Source organism: Methylacidimicrobium cyclopophantes, from assembly GCF_902143385.2.
Classification (GTDB): domain Bacteria; phylum Verrucomicrobiota; class Verrucomicrobiia; order Methylacidiphilales; family Methylacidiphilaceae; genus Methylacidimicrobium; species Methylacidimicrobium cyclopophantes.
In genome coordinates this window covers 1-17,629 of the sequence record NZ_CABFUZ020000078.1, presented here as the reverse complement: position 1 = coordinate 17,629, position 17,629 = coordinate 1, and the positions used below count along the sequence as shown (strand labels likewise).

The 17,629-nt window shown below is 59.2% G+C and carries 13 protein-coding genes; 8 read left to right on the top strand and 5 right to left on the bottom strand.

Annotated elements, in window-relative coordinates:
• Window positions 1-1,395, top strand: a complete 1,395-nt coding sequence (gene der, locus FN369_RS01500) for a ribosome biogenesis GTPase Der (RefSeq protein ID WP_142524443.1) — start codon at window positions 1-3, stop codon at window positions 1,393-1,395.
• On the opposite strand, the gene FN369_RS01495 is transcribed toward der, so the two are convergent.
• Complete coding sequence (locus FN369_RS01495) at window positions 1,343-3,715, bottom strand: HAD-IC family P-type ATPase (RefSeq protein ID WP_142524442.1); 2,373 nt, start codon at window positions 3,713-3,715, stop codon at window positions 1,343-1,345. The genes der and FN369_RS01495 overlap by 53 nt on opposite strands.
• A 145-nt stretch (window positions 3,716-3,860) precedes the next feature.
• On the opposite strand from FN369_RS01495, the gene phoU reads away from it, so the two are divergent.
• Window positions 3,861-4,562, top strand: coding sequence for a phosphate signaling complex protein PhoU (gene phoU / locus FN369_RS01490; RefSeq protein ID WP_142524441.1), 702 nt, complete (start codon window positions 3,861-3,863; stop codon window positions 4,560-4,562).
• Window positions 4,563-4,887: 325 nt separating this feature from the next.
• On the opposite strand, the gene FN369_RS01485 is transcribed toward phoU, so the two are convergent.
• Complete coding sequence (locus FN369_RS01485; protein ID WP_142524440.1) at window positions 4,888-5,514, bottom strand: HlyD family secretion protein; 627 nt, start codon at window positions 5,512-5,514, stop codon at window positions 4,888-4,890.
• 142 nt (window positions 5,515-5,656) lie between these two features.
• On the opposite strand from FN369_RS01485, the gene gcvT reads away from it, so the two are divergent.
• The 6 genes from gcvT (at window position 5,657) to FN369_RS01455 (ending at window position 13,269) form a co-directional block, all read left to right on the top strand.
• Window positions 5,657-6,787: a glycine cleavage system aminomethyltransferase GcvT gene (gene gcvT / locus FN369_RS01480; RefSeq protein WP_142524439.1), complete on the top strand. Its 1,131-nt coding sequence runs from the start codon at window positions 5,657-5,659 to the stop codon at window positions 6,785-6,787.
• On the top strand, window positions 6,784-7,182 hold the full coding sequence (gene gcvH / locus FN369_RS01475; RefSeq protein ID WP_142524438.1) for a glycine cleavage system protein GcvH: 399 nt from the start codon (window positions 6,784-6,786) through the stop codon (window positions 7,180-7,182). Before gcvT ends, gcvH begins: the two co-directional genes overlap by 4 nt.
• Before the next feature lie 51 nt (window positions 7,183-7,233).
• Window positions 7,234-10,110: an aminomethyl-transferring glycine dehydrogenase gene (gene gcvP, locus FN369_RS01470; RefSeq protein WP_142524437.1), complete on the top strand. Its 2,877-nt coding sequence runs from the start codon at window positions 7,234-7,236 to the stop codon at window positions 10,108-10,110.
• A gap of 189 nt (window positions 10,111-10,299) precedes the next feature.
• Complete coding sequence (locus tag FN369_RS01465) at window positions 10,300-11,301, top strand: lysylphosphatidylglycerol synthase transmembrane domain-containing protein (protein ID WP_142524436.1); 1,002 nt, start codon at window positions 10,300-10,302, stop codon at window positions 11,299-11,301.
• A 29-nt stretch (window positions 11,302-11,330) separates the two neighbouring features.
• Window positions 11,331-12,689 (top strand): CCA tRNA nucleotidyltransferase, encoded by a 1,359-nt coding sequence (locus FN369_RS01460; protein ID WP_342799704.1) that lies wholly within the window; start codon window positions 11,331-11,333, stop codon window positions 12,687-12,689.
• A gap of 274 nt (window positions 12,690-12,963) precedes the next feature.
• On the top strand, window positions 12,964-13,269 hold the full coding sequence (locus tag FN369_RS01455; protein WP_142524435.1) for an HU family DNA-binding protein: 306 nt from the start codon (window positions 12,964-12,966) through the stop codon (window positions 13,267-13,269).
• A 209-nt stretch (window positions 13,270-13,478) separates the two neighbouring features.
• On the opposite strand, the gene groL is transcribed toward FN369_RS01455, so the two are convergent.
• From groL to dnaK, 3 genes are all read right to left on the bottom strand, one after another.
• On the bottom strand, window positions 13,479-15,104 hold the full coding sequence (gene groL / locus FN369_RS01450) for a chaperonin GroEL (RefSeq protein WP_142524434.1): 1,626 nt from the start codon (window positions 15,102-15,104) through the stop codon (window positions 13,479-13,481).
• A 52-nt stretch (window positions 15,105-15,156) separates the two neighbouring features.
• Complete coding sequence (gene groES, locus FN369_RS01445; protein ID WP_142524433.1) at window positions 15,157-15,450, bottom strand: co-chaperone GroES; 294 nt, start codon at window positions 15,448-15,450, stop codon at window positions 15,157-15,159.
• A gap of 83 nt (window positions 15,451-15,533) precedes the next feature.
• On the bottom strand, window positions 15,534-17,480 hold the full coding sequence (gene dnaK, locus FN369_RS01440) for a molecular chaperone DnaK (protein WP_142524456.1): 1,947 nt from the start codon (window positions 17,478-17,480) through the stop codon (window positions 15,534-15,536).
• Between the last annotated feature and the right edge of the window lie 149 nt (window positions 17,481-17,629).

The window sequence follows — 17,629 nt, the reverse complement described above, 5'->3', positions numbered from 1 at the left end:
ATGCGAACTTTCGTGATCGTGGGACGTCCCAACGTCGGAAAGTCGACTCTCTTCAACCGACTCTGCGGGAAGGAGATCGCGCTCGCCCATCCCGAACCGGGGATGACGCGGGACCCCTTGTGCGCCCGAGTGCGATTCGACGGAAAGCCGGCCGTGCTCATCGACACGGGGGGATTCGTCTTCTCGCGGGAAGCAAAGGAGCGAGCCGTTGCCGATCTCACCCTAGCGAGCCTTCGCAAAGCTACCGATCTCCTTTTTGTTCTCGATGGGCGGTCCGGCATTACTCCGCTCGATCGGGAAATTGCCGCTCTTCTGCGCAAGTTGGGCAAAAAGGTATGGGTGATCGCCAATAAAATCGATGAGGAGAAGCTCTTCCCGCTTGCAGAAGAGAGTTTCGAGCTCGGATTCGGCGAGCCGATCGCCATATCGGCCGCCCACAACCGCGGCATTCGCCAGTTGCGAGAGAGGTTGACCAGAGGCGATTCTCTTTCCGCTCCTCCGGTTCCTGCGGAGGAGCCGGCGCGACGAATCGCCATTCTGGGACGGCCCAACGTGGGCAAGTCGACCCTCGTCAACGCTCTGGTCGGCGAATCGAGGCTGCTCGTAGCTCCCGAGCCGGGAACCACTCATGACGCTGTCGACATCGAGCTCGTATGGCGCAAGAAACGGTTGTTCCTCATCGACACAGCGGGGTTGGCACCGCGCCGCAAGCAGAGCAAGGGAATAGAGTCGAAGATCGCCGGACGATCGCTCCATGCGTTGGCCCGGGCACATGTGGCGGTTCTCGTCCTGGACGGTTATGCGGGAATCACCCGGCAAGACAAAAAGATCGCCGGATGGATCCAGCGGATCGGCCGCCCCTGCGTGATCGCTCTCAACAAGTGGGACCTCCTCTCGCGACCGGCTGGAGGGAAAGAAGCGCAAGCTCGTGCAACCGAAGCGGTCAAGAACGAGTTGCCCTTCCTCTCATTCGCTCCCGTCGTGCCGCTGAGCGCCAAAGACGGTGCCAATCTCGATCGCTTGCTCGAAACAAGCCTCCGCGTCGATTCGGAAGCGGGTCAGGCGATCTCGACCGGCGCTCTCAACCGCTTTTTCCAGAAGGTCCAGCGCCGTCTTCCTCCTCCGGCGTCAAGCGGAAAGCGCCTGAAAATCTATTATGCCGTAGACCAAGCGCCGCGAAATGCCCCAGCCGGCTCCGCTCTTCGTCTGCATCTCTTCGTGAACGATCCACGGCTCCTGATGCCCTCCTACGAACGCTTCCTGGAAGCCCAACTCCGCAATGAGTTCCCCCTTCTTGGACGTCCTATTCACTGGAGTTGGAGAAAAGCCGAAGGGAGGCCCGTCAACGGGAAACATTCCCCTGCAAGCCAAAGAAGGAAAAGATCCTCGCCCTAATCAAGAAAAGAGCTGCCAGAAAGATCGCAAGCGTCCCAAGGAGTCCGACCACCACCACCAAGGGTAACGGCGCCATACCAACACCGGCAACCGCCAGAAAGGATACGAGCAAGACGGCTCCAGCGGAGCAGAACAAGAGCCAGAATCCGGGGAGCGGGCCCGGCATCCCGCTTCGTTCTCGGACGACGTAGACCATCCCCTGACCGGAAAAAGCGAGCCAGGCAAAGACAAGGGTCTGCAGCTGGTTGGCGTCGAACTTGAGCCAATGGATGCCCACCCAGAAAACCGCGAATGAGAGCCCCAGGAGGCAGAGCGCAAAACTCCCCGCCGCAAACACCACCGAGCGGATCGGCCAACGGCGGCAGCGGGCCGGAATTCGCACGCGATCGGAAGCGAGAGACATGGTGATAAAATCGTTCGACAGGAGCAGAAGAACCCCGAGAAACGGGGTGAGAACGAAAATCCCGGTGGAGAACAGGCCCGCGGTTAGAAAGACTGCGATTTCCACCGTCTTGATGATTTTATTCAAAATGTAGGTCAACATTCGCTCGTAGATTTCCCGGCTCGTTTCCACCGCAGCCACGATATCCATGAGACCCGGGTTGGTAAGGGCGATGCTCGCCGCCTCCCGTGCGACATCGCAGGCGGTGTTGACGGCGATCCCCACTTCGGCTTGCCGAAGCGCCGGAGCATCGTTTACCCCATCGCCGGTCATCCCGACTACATGACCCGCCCTCTGCAACCGATCGACGATTCGAAATTTGTCTTCCGGGAAAACTCCCGCGAAAATATCGCAGAGCTCTATCGAATCGCGACTTTCCACCTCCGAAGGATCGGGGCTGCGACACACCCGAGACCCGATACCCACCTCTCGAGCCACCGCTCGGGCCGCAGCCACCGTATCCCCGGTTACGAGAATGACGCGAATCCCCAACTCGTGTAGTCGAGCGACCAGGCTGCGGGAATCTCGCCGCACGGGATCGGAAAAGCCGAGGAATCCGACGAAGCGCAACTGCTCGGGCGTGCCCGCGGCCACGGCAAGGATTCGCAAACCCTGAGACGAAAATCTCTCCAGCATTTCGTCAGCCTCGGGTGAAAGTCCCCCTACCGCCCTCTCGATCGCGTCGGGGGCGCCTTTGATGACGCGAAAGCGGCTTCCATTCCTCTGGTAAACGGCACTGGAAGACTTCGTCGATGGATCGAACGGCGTGAAGGAGACCCTGTCCCCCTCGAAGGAACCAAGCTTCGCCGTTTTTGCTGCGGTAAAAATGGCGCGCTCGAGTGGATCCTCGCTTGCTTCCAGCGAAGCCATCGCTCCCCAAAGGAGAAGTTCTTCTCTGGTGGCAGGAGGAAGAGACCATATTTCTCGCAATGCGGCTTCGTTCGTCGTGACGGTCCCCGTCTTATCTGCGGCCAAAATATCCATTGTTGCCGCGTTCTCGACGGCGGCCAGCCGACGGACGAGCACCCCCTTCCGCGCAAGCTCCTGCGCCCCTAGGGCACCCGTTATTGCAAAAGTTGCGGGTAAGGCGGCGGGAACGGAAGTGATCAAAAGCACCAGCGCATAAGGCAGCACTTCGGAAAGCGGCAAACGATGGGAGAGTCCGTAACCAAAGACGAAAACGACCAGGACGGCGTCGATCCCGATCAGCCAACGCACAATCCGAAAAATCGTCTCTTCGACTTGGCTTGGCGCCTTTGCCGACGACACCAAGCCGGCGATCCGCCCGAACGTGGTCCTCGGTCCGGTAGCAAAAACCTCTCCGGTTGCTTCCCCCTTGCGGACCACGGTCCCGCCGTAGACGACCGCCCCCGCTCCTTTCTCTTTCGCGAAAGGTTCTCCGGTAAGGGAAGACTCGTCGATTCCCACAACGCCCGACTCTAGTCGCGCATCGGCCGGAACGATGTCCCCAACCCGCAAATGAATCCGATCCCCCCGAACGATCTCGGGAACAGGAACACGCTGCCACGCCTGGTCGCGAAAGACTCGAGCCATCCCGACCCATTTTCGGCGAAGAAGCCGCAACGCCCGTTCCGCGCGATTTTCCTGGAAGAACGACAAGAGGGCCGTCAAAATCAATAGGATTCCGATGCCGATCGCATCTCCGATTCGCCGTAGGAGCACTTCCATGACGATCGCGGCCTCCAACATCCATGGGACGGGAGCCCAAAACTTACTCAAGAAGACGAGGAGAGGGGCTCTGGAGCGTTCCGGGATTGTGTTCGGCCCTTCCACGGCGAGCCGCTTGGCCGCTTCTTGGTTCGACAACCCGCCGGACAGCTCTCCGCCCTCAAGCTTCTGAGAAAGTTCTTCTTTCATTGCGAGGCTCTTGCAAAATGGCTCGCCATCGCCGGGTCGTTCGTTGACCCAAGACTTGGCTGGAAAAGAGTATCCGTTCGCTCAAACTCCATGCTAGATTTTCTCCACTTCCGCCGGCTGAACGCTCTACGTAGATCGGGCTTCCATGACCGCAACCGGTTCCATTGAGCTCTCTCGGATCCGAGAGACCCTGCTTTTAATGGCCAGCTTGGCCGCCCGCCACCTACGCTTGGCCCTGCAAGCCCTCATCGAGCGAAACGATTCGCTCGCGGAATCTGTCGAGAGGCAGGATTCCGAAATCGATTCCCTGGAAGTCAAGGTCGATGATCTGGTCATCACCTTCATTGCAACGCACAGCCCGGTTGCCATCGATTGTCGGTTCGTTCTCGTCGCTTCCAAGATTTCCAGCGACCTCGAACGAATCGGAGATCAGGCGGTCACGATCGCTCGGCTGGCCCGTCGCCTGAACGCTGCGCCTCCTCTCAAGCTCCTTTTTGACATCCCTCGAATGGCGATGGTTGCGGAAGAGATGTATCGCGATGCCATCGACTGCTTTATCGAGGCCAAGGCGAAAGAAGCCATCGGGATCGTCAGGAGAGACAAGGAGGTCGACGCCCTCAACAAAAAGCTCTCCGAGGAGCTTCTCGAGGCGATGCGGGGACAGCCGGGGTCGATCCCTCAGGCGACGAGCCTTCTCTTGATCAGCCGTGCGATCGAGCGAATCGCCGACCACGCGAAAAATATCGCCGAAGAAGTCTACTATCTCTACAGAGCGCGTGACATACGCCACCGAGGCCATGCGGACGCGAGCCGGCCGCTTCCGGAAACTCCGAAAGAAACGCATTAGCGCATGCTCGACAGCCCAGCGCGCTCGTCCTCGAACTGCGGTCGATTCCGTCTAGGGTGCGCCCGAGGCTCCCGGTGCAAAAAAGGGGCTACACTGTTTCCAAAGCCAGTAGAGGACAGCCCCAAGGAGCAGGAGGAGCAGGAAGAATCGCTTCCGATCCTGCCTTCGCTGTGCGCTATGCTGCCAGCACGGAGAGCGTTTTCCTTCCTCCGCGAGCCGTGCTTCCGCCGTGTCCGCTCCCTCGGATAAGAAATGTCGGGCCGCACGATCGCGCCTCGGTCTTCGCGAGTCGGCCTCTTCCCCTTTCCGATCGAGCGACATGGATCTACTTTTTGAGGAACCAGAAGAGGGCGACCCCCAAAAGAGAGAGGATCAGAGGAAGGGAATAGGCAAAACCGCTCGCCACTTTGCGCCAAAAACCGAATCCCTCGTCCAGATCCTCGGGGACTCCTTCCGCCGCCCGACCCTGGGCCCCCTCTTGCTCGGGAGAGCTCAAGCGCAATCGATCAATCCTCCCTTGGGCCTGTCGGAGAGCGGCGCGGGACTGATCAACCAAGGCTAAAGCCTTCGCCAGCTCATCGGCAAGGTTCGCCGGCTCCCAGGCCGAGGGCTCCAGGGCCTCCAGCGAGGCGAGCTGGCCGGCAAGGGTCTTCCGGACAGAGCGGATGTCCTCAAGCTCTCTCTGGCCGTCCTCTTCCTGGCGCTCCAAAAGCGCAATGCTTCGCGTCAACTCCTCGGTCACTTCCCGATGGCCGACCTCGAAATCCCGCTGTTTCTTCCGCAGCTCCTCGAGCTGCCGCTTCTGGCGCTCGATCTCTTCGCGCCTCCGCTCCAGATCGAGCAAGACCTCCTGGGCTTGCTGAACCTTGATATTGAGATCATCTACAGAGAAACGCGCGGCGAATTCCCCCTCGCCCGGCGAAGGCACCGGCTCCCCAGCTTTCCTACTCATAGGCTGACGCTCCGCTTCATCCTAGCGCCTCGTGTCCGGTACGCAAGACTTCCCGTGACAAAGACTTCCCATGAGAATCCGCTGGAGGGAAAGCCGGAGAGGGAAGAGATCTTGACAACGGGGCCGGAGGCCGCCTTGATTCGTGCTTCGGGTGCAAGCTCTCTCCTCTTCCCTTCTCCGAACCACCCCTCTTGCCGACCGCCATCGCAAATGGGGAGCGCGAATGGGAGATTTCGCAGGCTGGTATCTTCCGATCGTCTACACTTCGGTGGCAGAAGAAGTCTTGGCCGTCCGCAGGGCAGCCGGACTCTTCGATATCTGCCATATGGGCGAGCTGCTTCTTTCGGGACCAGATGCGGAGGAGTGGCTCGACCGGCTCCTGCCGAGCAGGATGGCCTCTCTTTCCCCGGGCCGAGGCCGCTACTCGATGCTGCTGCAGGACGACGGAGGCATTATCGACGACCTTTTCGTCTATCGGATCGACGCCTCAAGATTCTTCCTGGTCGTCAATGCGGCAACGACGGAGACCGATTTCCGCTGGTTTTCCGAAAGACTCTCCCATGCCGGGACGACCGTCGCGAACGAAAGCGAGCGGTGGGGAGGGCTGGCGCTTCAGGGACCGGAAGCTTGGAGGATCCTCCGCCGAGTCATTCCCGATCTGCCCGCAACCATAGAGCGTCGCGCCTTTCTTTCCGGCCTCTGGAACGGGGTCGACTTGTGGATAGCGCGCACCGGCTACACGGGAGAAGACGGAGCGGAGCTTTTTTTCCCCCTCTCCCTCGGCCCCGGTCTCTGGGATGCACTTTTGGAAGAGGGAGCATCGTCGGGCATCCGCCCCTGCGGCTTGGCTGCGCGGGATATTCTCCGATTGGAAGCCTGCTTGCCTCTCAATGGCCATGAGCTTCGTGCGGAGATAACTCCGCTGGAAGCTCGCTTGGCATGGGTCGTCGATTGGGAGAAGCCGGACTCCTTCCCCGGGAGAAAGGCTCTTGAGGAAAGGAAGCGCCGAGGGACGGAGATCTCTTTGGTAGCGTTCGAGGTCGACGGCCCCGCTCCTCCCCCCAGGACCGGTTACGATCTCCTCGCGGAAAGAACTGTCGTGGGGCAGGTGACGAGCGGGGGCTTTTCTCCGACCCTGGGCACCGCCATCGGGATGGGTTATGTACAATCGCCGATGGCCACGGTAGGGAGCCGACTCGCATACGCAGTAAGAGGACATAGTTATCGGGTCACGGTGAAGGCGCCCCCCCTCTATCGAAGAAAAAGCCAATGAACATTCCGACCGATCGTCTCTATACCGAATCGCATGAGTGGTTGCTGCTCGAAGGAGAAATCGGCACTGTCGGCATAACCGACCATGCGCAGCGGGAGCTCTCCGATGTCGTCTTCGTCGAACTGCCCGCGATCGGCACGCATGTGCAGCGAGGAGAAGCCGTGGCCACCGTTGAATCGGTGAAGGCCGCTTCCGATGTTTACTCTCCAGTCAGCGGGGAAGTGCTGGAGGTGAACGAGGCCTTAGCCCGGGAGCCAAGCCTGATCAACACGGACCCTTACGGGAAGGGATGGCTTTTCCGGGTCCATGTCGAGAATCCCGCAGAAGCGCCGCAGCTCAAATCGCCGGAAGCCTACGGCGCGCTTACCGCGGACTCGGCAAAAAGAGCATCGTAAGCGAGAACCCGTTTCTGGAGAGACGGCTTCTCGGACGCATAAAGGTGAGAGATGAACAGTCCAGAGGAAATCTTTTCCTTCCTCAGTCGCCACATTGGGCCGAGTCCCGACGAGCAAAAGGAAATGCTGGAAGCAATCGGCTTTCCCACCCTCGAAGAGTTGATCGACGCGATCGTCCCGCGGACGGTCCGCACTCTCCGATCTCTCGACCTCCCGGCCCCTCTCACCGAATCCGAAGCACTGGCGGCCTTACGGAAGCTTTCCGAAAAGAACCGGATCTTCCGCTCCTACCTTGGAATGGGCTATTCCGCCGCGATCACCCCGGCCGTGATCCGACGCAACATCCTCGAAAACCCCGACTGGTACACGCCCTACACCCCCTATCAGGCTGAGATCAGCCAGGGCCGTCTTGAAGCGTTGTTGACGTTCCAAACCCTGGTCGCCGATCTTGCCGGACTCGATGTAGCGAACGCTTCTCTCCTCGATGCGGACACCGCCGCAGCGGAAGCCATGATTCTCTCCTTGCGGATCCGCACTCCCTCGAATTCCAAGCGCTTTCTGGTCTCTCCTCTCTGCCATCCCCAAACGATTGCCGTGGTCCAGACTCGCGCGGAGCCTCTCGGAATCCAAGTAGACCTTCGTGATCCGATGGACGACGACCTTCCCGTGGAGAACTATTTCGGCGCATTGCTCCCCTATCCCACCACCGACGGCCTCCTGCTGGATTACACCCAAGCGATCGGCTCTCTGCGAAAGTCCGGCGTGACCGTGGTGATGCACGTAGATCCATTGGCCCTCAGTATCTTTCGATCGCCGGGCGAGTTCGGAGCCGACATCGCGATCGGATCGATGCAACGATTCGGCCTTCCTCTCGGCTACGGAGGACCCCATCCCGGCTTTCTGGCTGCCCGGTCGGCCTATCTACGGAAAATGCCGGGGAGAATCGTGGGAATTTCTCGGGACCGGGAAGGAAGAGCGGCGCTTCGGCTGGCTCTGCAGACCCGCGAGCAACACATCCGACGGGAAAAGGCCACAAGCAACATCTGCACCGCGCAAGCGCTGCCCGCCGTCGTCGCCGCTTTTTATGCCATCCATCATGGGCCCTCCGGGCTTCGAGCGATCGCCGAAGGCATTCGGACGCTCACCAACCGTCTTGCGTGGGGGCTCGGCGCGATGGGGATCCCGATTCCGCCCGGACCGCGTTTTGACACAGTGGCGGCCATCCTTCCTCAATCGGAGTCCGATTCCCTCCTTCGCCGGGCCCAAGGGGCCGGGATCAATCTTCGTCGTCTCCCCTCCGGACTGGGGATCTCCCTGGACGAGACCACTCAAGAAAGAGACCTCTTCGACCTTCTCTCTCTCTTTGCCGCAGAGCGAGGGCTGACGCAGCTGCCGCCCCCGCCCGCGGATCAAGAGGTATCGCCGATCCCTCCGAACCTCCGTCGAAATGCTCCGCTTCTCCCCCAACCGATCTTCCGTGAAAATCGAAGCGAGGCACAGCTGGTCCGATACATGCGGCGGCTCGCAGCGCGCGACATCAACCTGACGACCTCCATGATCCCCTTGGGATCGTGCACCATGAAGCTCAACGCCGCAGCCGAAATGCTGCCGATGCTCTGGGATGCATTCTCGCAGATTCACCCATTTTGCCCTCTCGACCAAGCACAAGGATACCAAGGGATGCTCGGCGACCTGGAGCGCTGGCTCAAAGAGATCACGGGGATGGAGGCCGTTTCCTTCCAGCCGGCGGCGGGAAGCCAAGGGGAGCTTGCCGGCCTTTTGGCGATTCGCGCCTATCACTGCGCTCAGGACCAAAGCGACCGGAACATCTGTCTGCTGCCGATCTCCGCGCACGGAACCAACGCGGCCAGCGCGGCCGCCGCCGGCTTTTCCCTAATGCCTTTGCTTTGCGACGGAGAAGGACGGCTCGACCTCGAAGACCTCCGGCGCAAGCTCGCCGAGGCGGGAGCCCGCGTCGCCGCCATCATGGTCACCTATCCTTCGACCTATGGCTTCTTCGAGGACACCCTTCCGGAGGTGATCCGCATGGTTCGGGAAGCGGGGGGCCTTGTCTACCTAGACGGTGCCAATGCCAATGCCTTCCTAGGCCTCTGCAGGCCGGGAGAGCTCGGCGTCGACGTCTGCCATCTGAACCTGCACAAGACCTTTGCGATCCCTCACGGAGGCGGGGGCCCCGGTGCCGGCCCTATTGCTGTCTCGCGCGCCCTCGTTCCCTTTTTACCCTCCCACCCCTTTCTCCCCCTCTCATCGAGTTCCCCACTGGGCCCGGTGAGCGGCTCTCCCTGGGGAAACGCGGGCGTCTATCCAATTACATGGATGTTTTTGGCGATGACCGGTGCCCAAGGGGTGACGCAGTGTGCGAAGGTCGCACTACTCTCGGCCAACTATGTCGCCCGCCGACTTACTCCCTATTTCCGTCTGGTCTTCCATGGACGATCGGGCTTCGTGGCCCATGAATGCATCGTCGATCTTAGACCGTGGAAAGAGTGCGGAATCGAAGTGGACGACGTGGCCAAACGTCTCGCCGACTTCGGCTTCCACGCACCGACGGTCTCCTGGCCGGTCCCTGGGACATTGATGATCGAACCGACGGAATGCGAAACGAAGGAGGAGTTGGACCGTTTCTGCGATGCGATGATTACGATCCATTCCGAGTTGGAGAAGGTGCGGAAAGGAGAACTTCCCTTGGACGACAACCCTCTGCGAAACGCACCCCATACGGCAACGGCTGTTGCGGCGGAATCGTGGCCCCACTCCTATGGACGGGAGACGGCGGCATTTCCGCTTCCTTGGGTAAGAGAAAGAAAGTATTGGCCGCCGGTCGCCCGAGTAGACAACGTTTTCGGCGATCGCTATCCGGTCTGCGCCTGGCCCAAGTCGAGCGAAGCCAATTTAGAGAACGAGTAGAAGGACGGAACGCTCGGCGCGCGGAGTCCTAGGGTCCTTTCGAAAAAGAGTTCTGGTCGACCGGAGCGGCTGGCCGCGGGGAACACCCGTGCGATATGCCGGCTGGGCAAGCCGACCCCGGATGGACCGAGGTCGGTTTCTCTTTCCAAAGACGTGCGGCTTGAGAAAATCCTGAGCAGCTTCTCCGATATGGCAAAGTTCCGGCGTCTCGCATGGCTCTTCCTTCGCGCCGTCGTGTCCATGGGACTTTTGGCTGCGATCGTTTGGCGGGTGCCGTGGAACGCGATCGGCGAAGCCCTCCGGGAAGCAAGCCCCAGCTGGCTTTTTGCGGCAATCCTCTTGGGAGGAGCGCAAGTAACTTTTGCGTCGATGCGTTGGCGGGCCTTGCTCGGAGTGCAGGAGATCGCCCTCACGCTCGCGGAGACGGTGCAACTTACCCTCATCGGCCACTTCTTTAACGCATTCCTCCCGGGATCCACCGGAGGCGATCTGGCACGGATCTACTACGCCGTTCGGGTCGCCCCCAAACAAAAGGCGGCTGCATCTCTCTCGGTCGTTTATGATCGCTTCGTTGGGGTCATCGTCCTGCTCTTCATCGGCTGTAGCCTCTGCCTGCCGCTCTATCCTCTTTTTTCGAAAAGCTCCCTGGTCCTCAAGGTGCTTTTCGCCTTTTTCCTCGTGGCCGGCGGGATTTTGCTCTTCGCCTTGCTGGCATGGCTCCTACCGTGGTTGCTGCGGCGACGGCCGATCTGGCTATTGGAGAGACACGCTCCTTTCCACCGATTGCTCGAAGAACTCTCTCATGCGCTCCGTCGCTTTGCCGCCGACTGGAATGCCACCGCCAGAGCTTCCCTGTTCTCTTTCGGAGCCCACGGCTCGACCTTCGGCTTCGCCTGGTGCGCAGCTTCCGCGCTCCACCTGCCGATTCCCTTCTGGGTTCTGACAGCCATCCTTGCGATAGTGTCCGTCTTGGACGCCATACCGATCAGCATCTCCGGGCTCGGCGTGCGAGAAGGGTTATTGGTTCTCTTTTTCCAACCGCTAGGACTGACCAGTGCGCAGGCGGTGACCTTCTCTCTCTTCTTTTTCGGAACGACCCTTTTTTGGAGCTTTGCCGGCGGAATCGTTTATTGGCAGCACAAGGCAAAGGGTCCGGGGGAGGAGAGCCACGGAAACGGAAGCGTCGGATAACGGGTCGGAGAGCGGAAGAAACCAAAAGGATGCGTATGTGGCAACTCGGGTTGCGTATCGTCGAACGACTGCAGAAAGCGGGTTATATCGCCTACTTCGCCGGGGGCTGCGTACGCGATCGCCTCTTGGGTCACCAATCCCACGACATCGATATCGCGACCACGGCCACCCCGGAGGAGGTACAGCGGCTGTTCCCTCAGGCTACCGGATTGCACGGCAAAGTCTTCGGGGTCGTCAGGGTGCCGTTCGGGGAGTGGTCCTTCGAAGTAGCCACGTTTCGCCGGGATGTCGGTTCCCGGGATGGACGACATCCGGATCACGTGGTCTTTGTGCCCCCGGCCGAGGATGCATACCGCCGCGACTTTACGATCAACGCCCTCTTCTATGATCCGATCTCCGATCAAGTGATCGATTATGTAGGGGGGCAAAGGGATCTCGCCGAAAAAACAATTCGAGCGGTCGGCGACCCGAATCAGCGTTTTGCCGAGGACAAGCTCCGGCTTTTACGAGCCGTGCGATTCGCCGCCAACCTCGGCTTTCGCATTGAGCCGGGGACTTGGAACGCTCTCCGAATCCAGGCAGCCACCATCCACCAAGTGAGTGTCGAGCGCATTCGCGAGGAACTGGATCGTATCTGGTCGGGACCGGCTCCCGCCCGCGGACTCGACCTCTTGGACCAGAGCGACCTTCTGCTGCACATTCTTCCCGAAGTCTCCGCGTTGCACGGCGTCGAGCAGCCCAAGGAATTTCACCCCGAGGGAGATGTCTTCCTCCACACGCGTCTCCTCCTGGAGCAGCTCCACTCTGCCCCTCTCCCATTGGCTTGGGCCGCCTTGCTTCACGATATCGGGAAACCGCTTACGAAAAGGGTGGATCGAAACGGCAGGATTCGCTTCTTCGAGCACGAGGTTGTCGGCGCCCGAATGGCTCATGCGATTCTCTCTCGCCTCCGCCAACCAAACCAGCTGATAGAAGCGGTGGTCGCGATGGTTGTCAATCACATGGCTTTTAAGGATGCAAAGCAGATGCGTCCTTCGACGCTCAAACGGTTGCTCGCTCGTAGTACGTTTTCCATGGAGCTCGAGTTACATCGGATCGATTGCCTTGCTTCCCATGGAGATCTGTCGATCTATGAGTTTTTGCGAACCAAGTTAGAAGAACTCCCGGCTTCCGACATCTCCCCTCCTCGACTCGTCACCGGACATGATTTTATTGCTCTCGGCGTTGCACCCGGTCCCCTTCTCGGTTCGCTTTTAGAAACGATCCGGGAAGCACAGCTCAATGGGCAGATTCAGACCCGCGAGGAGGCGCTCGCCTTCGCTTCCCGACTCGTCGCGACCCCTCCGGCTACCCCCCATCGGACGAACAATCCACGAAAACCCCTCTGAGGCTGGTTTTTGGAACCCAATAGCTTATCCGTCGCTCGGAACCTCGTAACTTCTCTCAGATACCATTTACTTGCTCGGTATTTCGTGCATAGCTATACATACTACTCTATCATATTCGTAACCAATGCTTTATAATATGTGCATCTGTCGTTTTGTCCTTCCAATCCGGCTCGCATAACAGCTAGTCACTTCTTTTTCTCATTGACGGCTCTCACTCCCTTTGTCACAAACAGCCAGGAAGCGGATCGAATCGGCTTCCGGAAGGAGAAGAACGATGAAGGAAGAGAAGAAGAAGGAGAAGCGTTGGAATCGCGTGGACCTTGTCGAACAGGTCCAGAAGAGTATGGGGAAGAATACGACCAAGGCGCTCGCCGAATCGGCGGTCAATGCCGTATTGGATGGCCTTAAGACCGGCATTCGAAAGGCAACTGCTGTACAGCTCATCGGATTCGGGACCTTTAAGGTTGTGAACCGGAAGGCGCGAATGGGGGTGAACCCGAAAACCGGCCAGCGGCTCAAAATCAAAGCCTCGAAATCGGTCCGTTTTGCACCCGGCAAGGGTCTGAAGGAAGGCCTTTAGCAGAAGTCCGATCCCCACCGCTCAGCGTCCAGTCTCCCCTGTCTTTTCCTATTATCGGGAAGCTCGGGCTATCGCTCGGGAGGTGGGCGCTTCGCCCATTCTGCTGCCGAAGGTCGATGAGAAGAAGGCCGGAGTACTTTTCCCAGGTACTCCGGCCTCTTTTTCTGCTCAATGCGATCCGTTAGGAAACGGTCGCTATTTCTGCATTCTTAGTATTCCTCGCCCATTCCTGGAGTCGGAGGCGCTGCCTTTTTCTCCTTCTCGGGAATCTCCGTCACCATAGCTTCGGTCGTCAGGAGCAGGCTCGCAACGGAAGCCGCATTCTGAAGGGCGGTTCTCGTCACCTTGGTCGGATCCACGACGCCCTCCTTCACCATGTCCACATATTGGCGAGTGGCGACATTGAACCCTTCCTCGTTCTTCCGAGCTTTCACCGCATTCACGATAACGCTGCCCTCCAGGCCGGCGTTGTTGGCCAACGCACGCAGCGGTTCCTCCAGAGCACGCTCTACGATATGGGAACCCACTTTTTCGTCCCCTTTGAGGTCGAGCTTGCCGATAGCCGTCTGGCACCGCAGCAGCGCCACGCCCCCTCCGGGCACGATCCCCTCTTCGACTGCCGCGCGGGTGGCATGCAAAGCGTCCTCGACCCGAGCCTTCTTCTCTTTGAGCTCGGTCTCGGTCGCCGCACCGACGCTGATCACGGCCACCCCTCCGGCGAGCTTAGCCAATCGCTCCTGCAACTTCTCGCGATCGTAATCGGAAGTCGTCTCCTCGATCTGGCGACGGATCTGATTGGCACGCCCCTGGATCGCGCTGGTGCTGCCCGCTCCTTCGATGATCGTAGTATTCTCCTTCTCCACCACGATCTTCTTCGCTCGGCCCAAGTCCTCCAACTGGACGTTCTCCAGCTTGATTCCCAGGTCCTCCGTGAGGCAGCGTCCACCCGTGAGGATCGCAATGTCCTCCAACATAGCCTTCCGCCGATCTCCGAAGCCGGGAGCCTTGACGGCGCAAACCTGGAGAGTCCCGCGCAACTTGTTGACCACCAATGTTGCCAGCGCTTCCCCTTCCACGTCTTCCGCAATGATCAGAAGGGGTCTCCCCGCTTTGGCGGTCTTCTCCAGGATGGGGAGAAGATCCTTCAGGCTGGAGATCTTCTTTTCATGGATGAGGATATAGGCATTTTCCAGGACCGCTTCCAACTCCTCGGCGTTGGTCACGAAATAGGGGGAGATGTACCCCTTGTCGAATTGCATACCCTCGACCACGTCGAGCTTGGTTTCGATCTGCTTCGCTTCCTCCACCGTGACCGTGCCGTCCTTACCCACCTTATCCAGGGCGTCCGCGATGATCTGACCAACAGAGGCATCCCAGTTGGCGGAAACCGTCGCAACCTGCTTGATCTCTTCTTTTTCCTTAACCTTCCGAGAGACCCGTTGGAGCTCCTCCACGACCGCGGTCACCGCCTTGTCGATGCCCCGTTTCAGATCCATCGGGTTGGCTCCCGCAGTGACGTTTTTTAGACCCTCGCGATAGATCGCCTCCGCCAAAACGGTGGCGGTGGTGGTGCCGTCGCCCGCCACATCACTGGTCTTGGACGCCACCTCACGGACGAGTTGAGCACCCATGTTTTCCCACGGATCTTCCAACTCGATTTCCTTCGCTACGGTAACCCCGTCCTTCGTGATCGTCGGAGCGCCGAATTTCTTGTCCAAGATGACGTTGCGACCCGCAGGCCCGAGCGTGGCCTTGACCGCTTTGGCCAGCTTGTCTACGCCGCGCAAGAGGGCATGACGAGCCGCTTCGTCAAAGATAAGTTGCTTAGCTGCCATACGTATGATTCTCCGATGTTTCTTTCCTTATTCCTTTGAAACGCTTCCTCCACTATCCGACAACAGCGAGAACGTCGTCTTCCCGAAGAATCTGATACGACTCCCCGTCGATCTTCACCTCGGTACCACCATACTTGCTGATGAGGATGCGATCCCCTTTCTTGAGTTCGATCGGAATACGCTTCCCTTCTTCCAGCCGCCCGGGCCCAACGGCTACCACGGTTGCTTCCTGGGGCTTCTCTTTCGCGGTGTCTGGGATGATAATTCCTCCCTTTTTTGTCTCCTGTTCCTCGATCAACTTTACGAGGACTCGATCCCCCAAGGGTCGAATGTTCGGTTCAGCCATTTCTTCTCCTTCCTTATCTGTTACTTGCTACAATCGCGGCATCCGGTTTCCCAACCGGTCCGCCTGAAAATCCTTCGGGACCGCTACGCTTTTTTATCCTTATCCTTGTCGATCATTTCGAAGTCGGCCTCGATCACGTCTCCCTTTTCCCCCGACTTTTCCTCGGGAGCCGGAGGAGGAGCTCCGGTCGCCGCGGAGCCGCCCGATTGCGCCCCGGATGTGGTCGCGCGATACATCTCCGCGGATACCGCTTGAATCTTCTCGTTGAGCTCGCTCATCGCCGCCTGCAAGGCGGCCGTATCCTCGCCGGCGAGCAAGCTGCGCACGCGGGAAATCGCATTCTCGATCTCTACCTTCTTCGCAGAATCGATCCGTGCGCCATGTTCCCGGAGGAGCTTTTCCGCCTGATACGCAAGATTGTCCGCGTTGTTCTTGGCTTCCGCCGCTTCCTTCCTCTTCCTGTCTTCCTCGGCGGAAGCCTCCGCTTCCCGAGTCATCCGGTCGATCTCGTCCTTGGACAGGCCGCTGGAACCTGTAATCGAAATTTTCTGCTCCCGCCCAGTTCCCAAATCCTTCGCGGAAACGTTCAAGATGCCGTTGGCGTCGATATCGAAGGTAACTTCGATCTGAGGGACACCCCGCGGAGCCGGAGGAATGCCGTCGAGGTGGAAAACCCCGAGCAGCTTATTGTCGCGGGCCATGGGCCGTTCCCCTTGGAGCACCTTGATCTCTACGCTGGGCTGATTGTCGGAAAATGTGCTGAAAATCTGTGACTTCCGCGTCGGAATCGTCGTGTTGCGCGGAATCATCGGGGTGGCGATTCCGCCAGCCGTCTCGATCGCGAGCGTCAACGGAGTGACGTCGAGAAGAAGAACGTCTTTCACCTGGCCGCGCAACACCCCTCCCTGAATGGCGGCTCCTACGGCAACCACCTCGTCGGGATTCACCCCCTTATGAGGCTCTTTCCCGATCAGCCTGCGAGCAATCTCGATGATCTTGGGCATCCGGGTCATCCCTCCGACCAGCACCAGCTCGTTGATTTCCGCCGCGGAGAGCTTGGCATCAGCCAAGCAACTCGTCACCGGACGGATCGTGCGTTCGGCGAGAGCATCGGTAAGCTGCTCGAGTTTCGCCCGCGTCAGTTTTTTCTGGATATGTTTGGGACCCGTCTGGTCCGCCGTAATGAACGGAAGGTTGATTTCGTATTCCGTGGACGAGGAGAGGGCAATTTTTGCACGCTCGGCCTCTTCCTTGAGTCGCTGCATCGCGTCCGGCTGGCGGCGCAAGTCGATGCCGGTCTCCTGTTGAAACTCCTGAATCAGCCAGTCCATGATGGCGGCATCCCAATCGTCGCCTCCCAGATGGGTGTCGCCGTTGGTAGCCTTGACCTCGAAAACTCCTTCCCCGATTTCCAGAACGGAGATATCGAAAGTTCCCCCGCCGAGATCATATACCGCGATTCGCTCGTCCTTCTTCTTATCCAATCCGTAAGCCAAGGAGGCCGCCGTCGGCTCATTGATGATCCGAAGCACCTCGAGCCCCGCGATGCGTCCCGCATCCTTGGTAGCCTGTCGCTGGCTATCATTGAAATACGCAGGCACGGTGATCACCGCCTGCGTAATCTTCTCACCGAGCTTGGCTTCCGCATCCGCCTTCAATTTCATTAAAATGAAGGCGGAAATCTCCTCCGGCGTATAGACGCGTCTCTCCGCCCCGATTTCGACCTCGACGGCACAGCCGCCGCCTTTCCCTTCCACTACTCGGTAGGGAACTCGCTTCGCCTCTTCCTGGACTTCCGAAAATCGTCGTCCGATGAAGCGTTTAATCGAGAAGATCGTGTTTCGCGGATTGGTAATCGCCTGTCGCTTCGCGGCCTGGCCTACGAGGCGTTCTCCGGTCCTCGTAAACGCAACGACCGAGGGAGTAGTTCTTGCTCCCTCCGAGTTCTCCAAAACGACCGGTTGTCCCGCCTCCATTACAGCCATGCACGAGTTCGTCGTGCCCAAATCGATTCCGAGGACGTGCGCCATGCCAAGAGAGCCGCAAGATCCGTTCCAGGCAATCTGGCGCAGCATTACCTACTGGACTCGAATTAGTTATAGAACTAGCGAAAGAGGCGAGCTTCGCAAAATACTGAGTCAAAATGACGCAACTATTGCGTCATTTTGTCCTGGCGCCG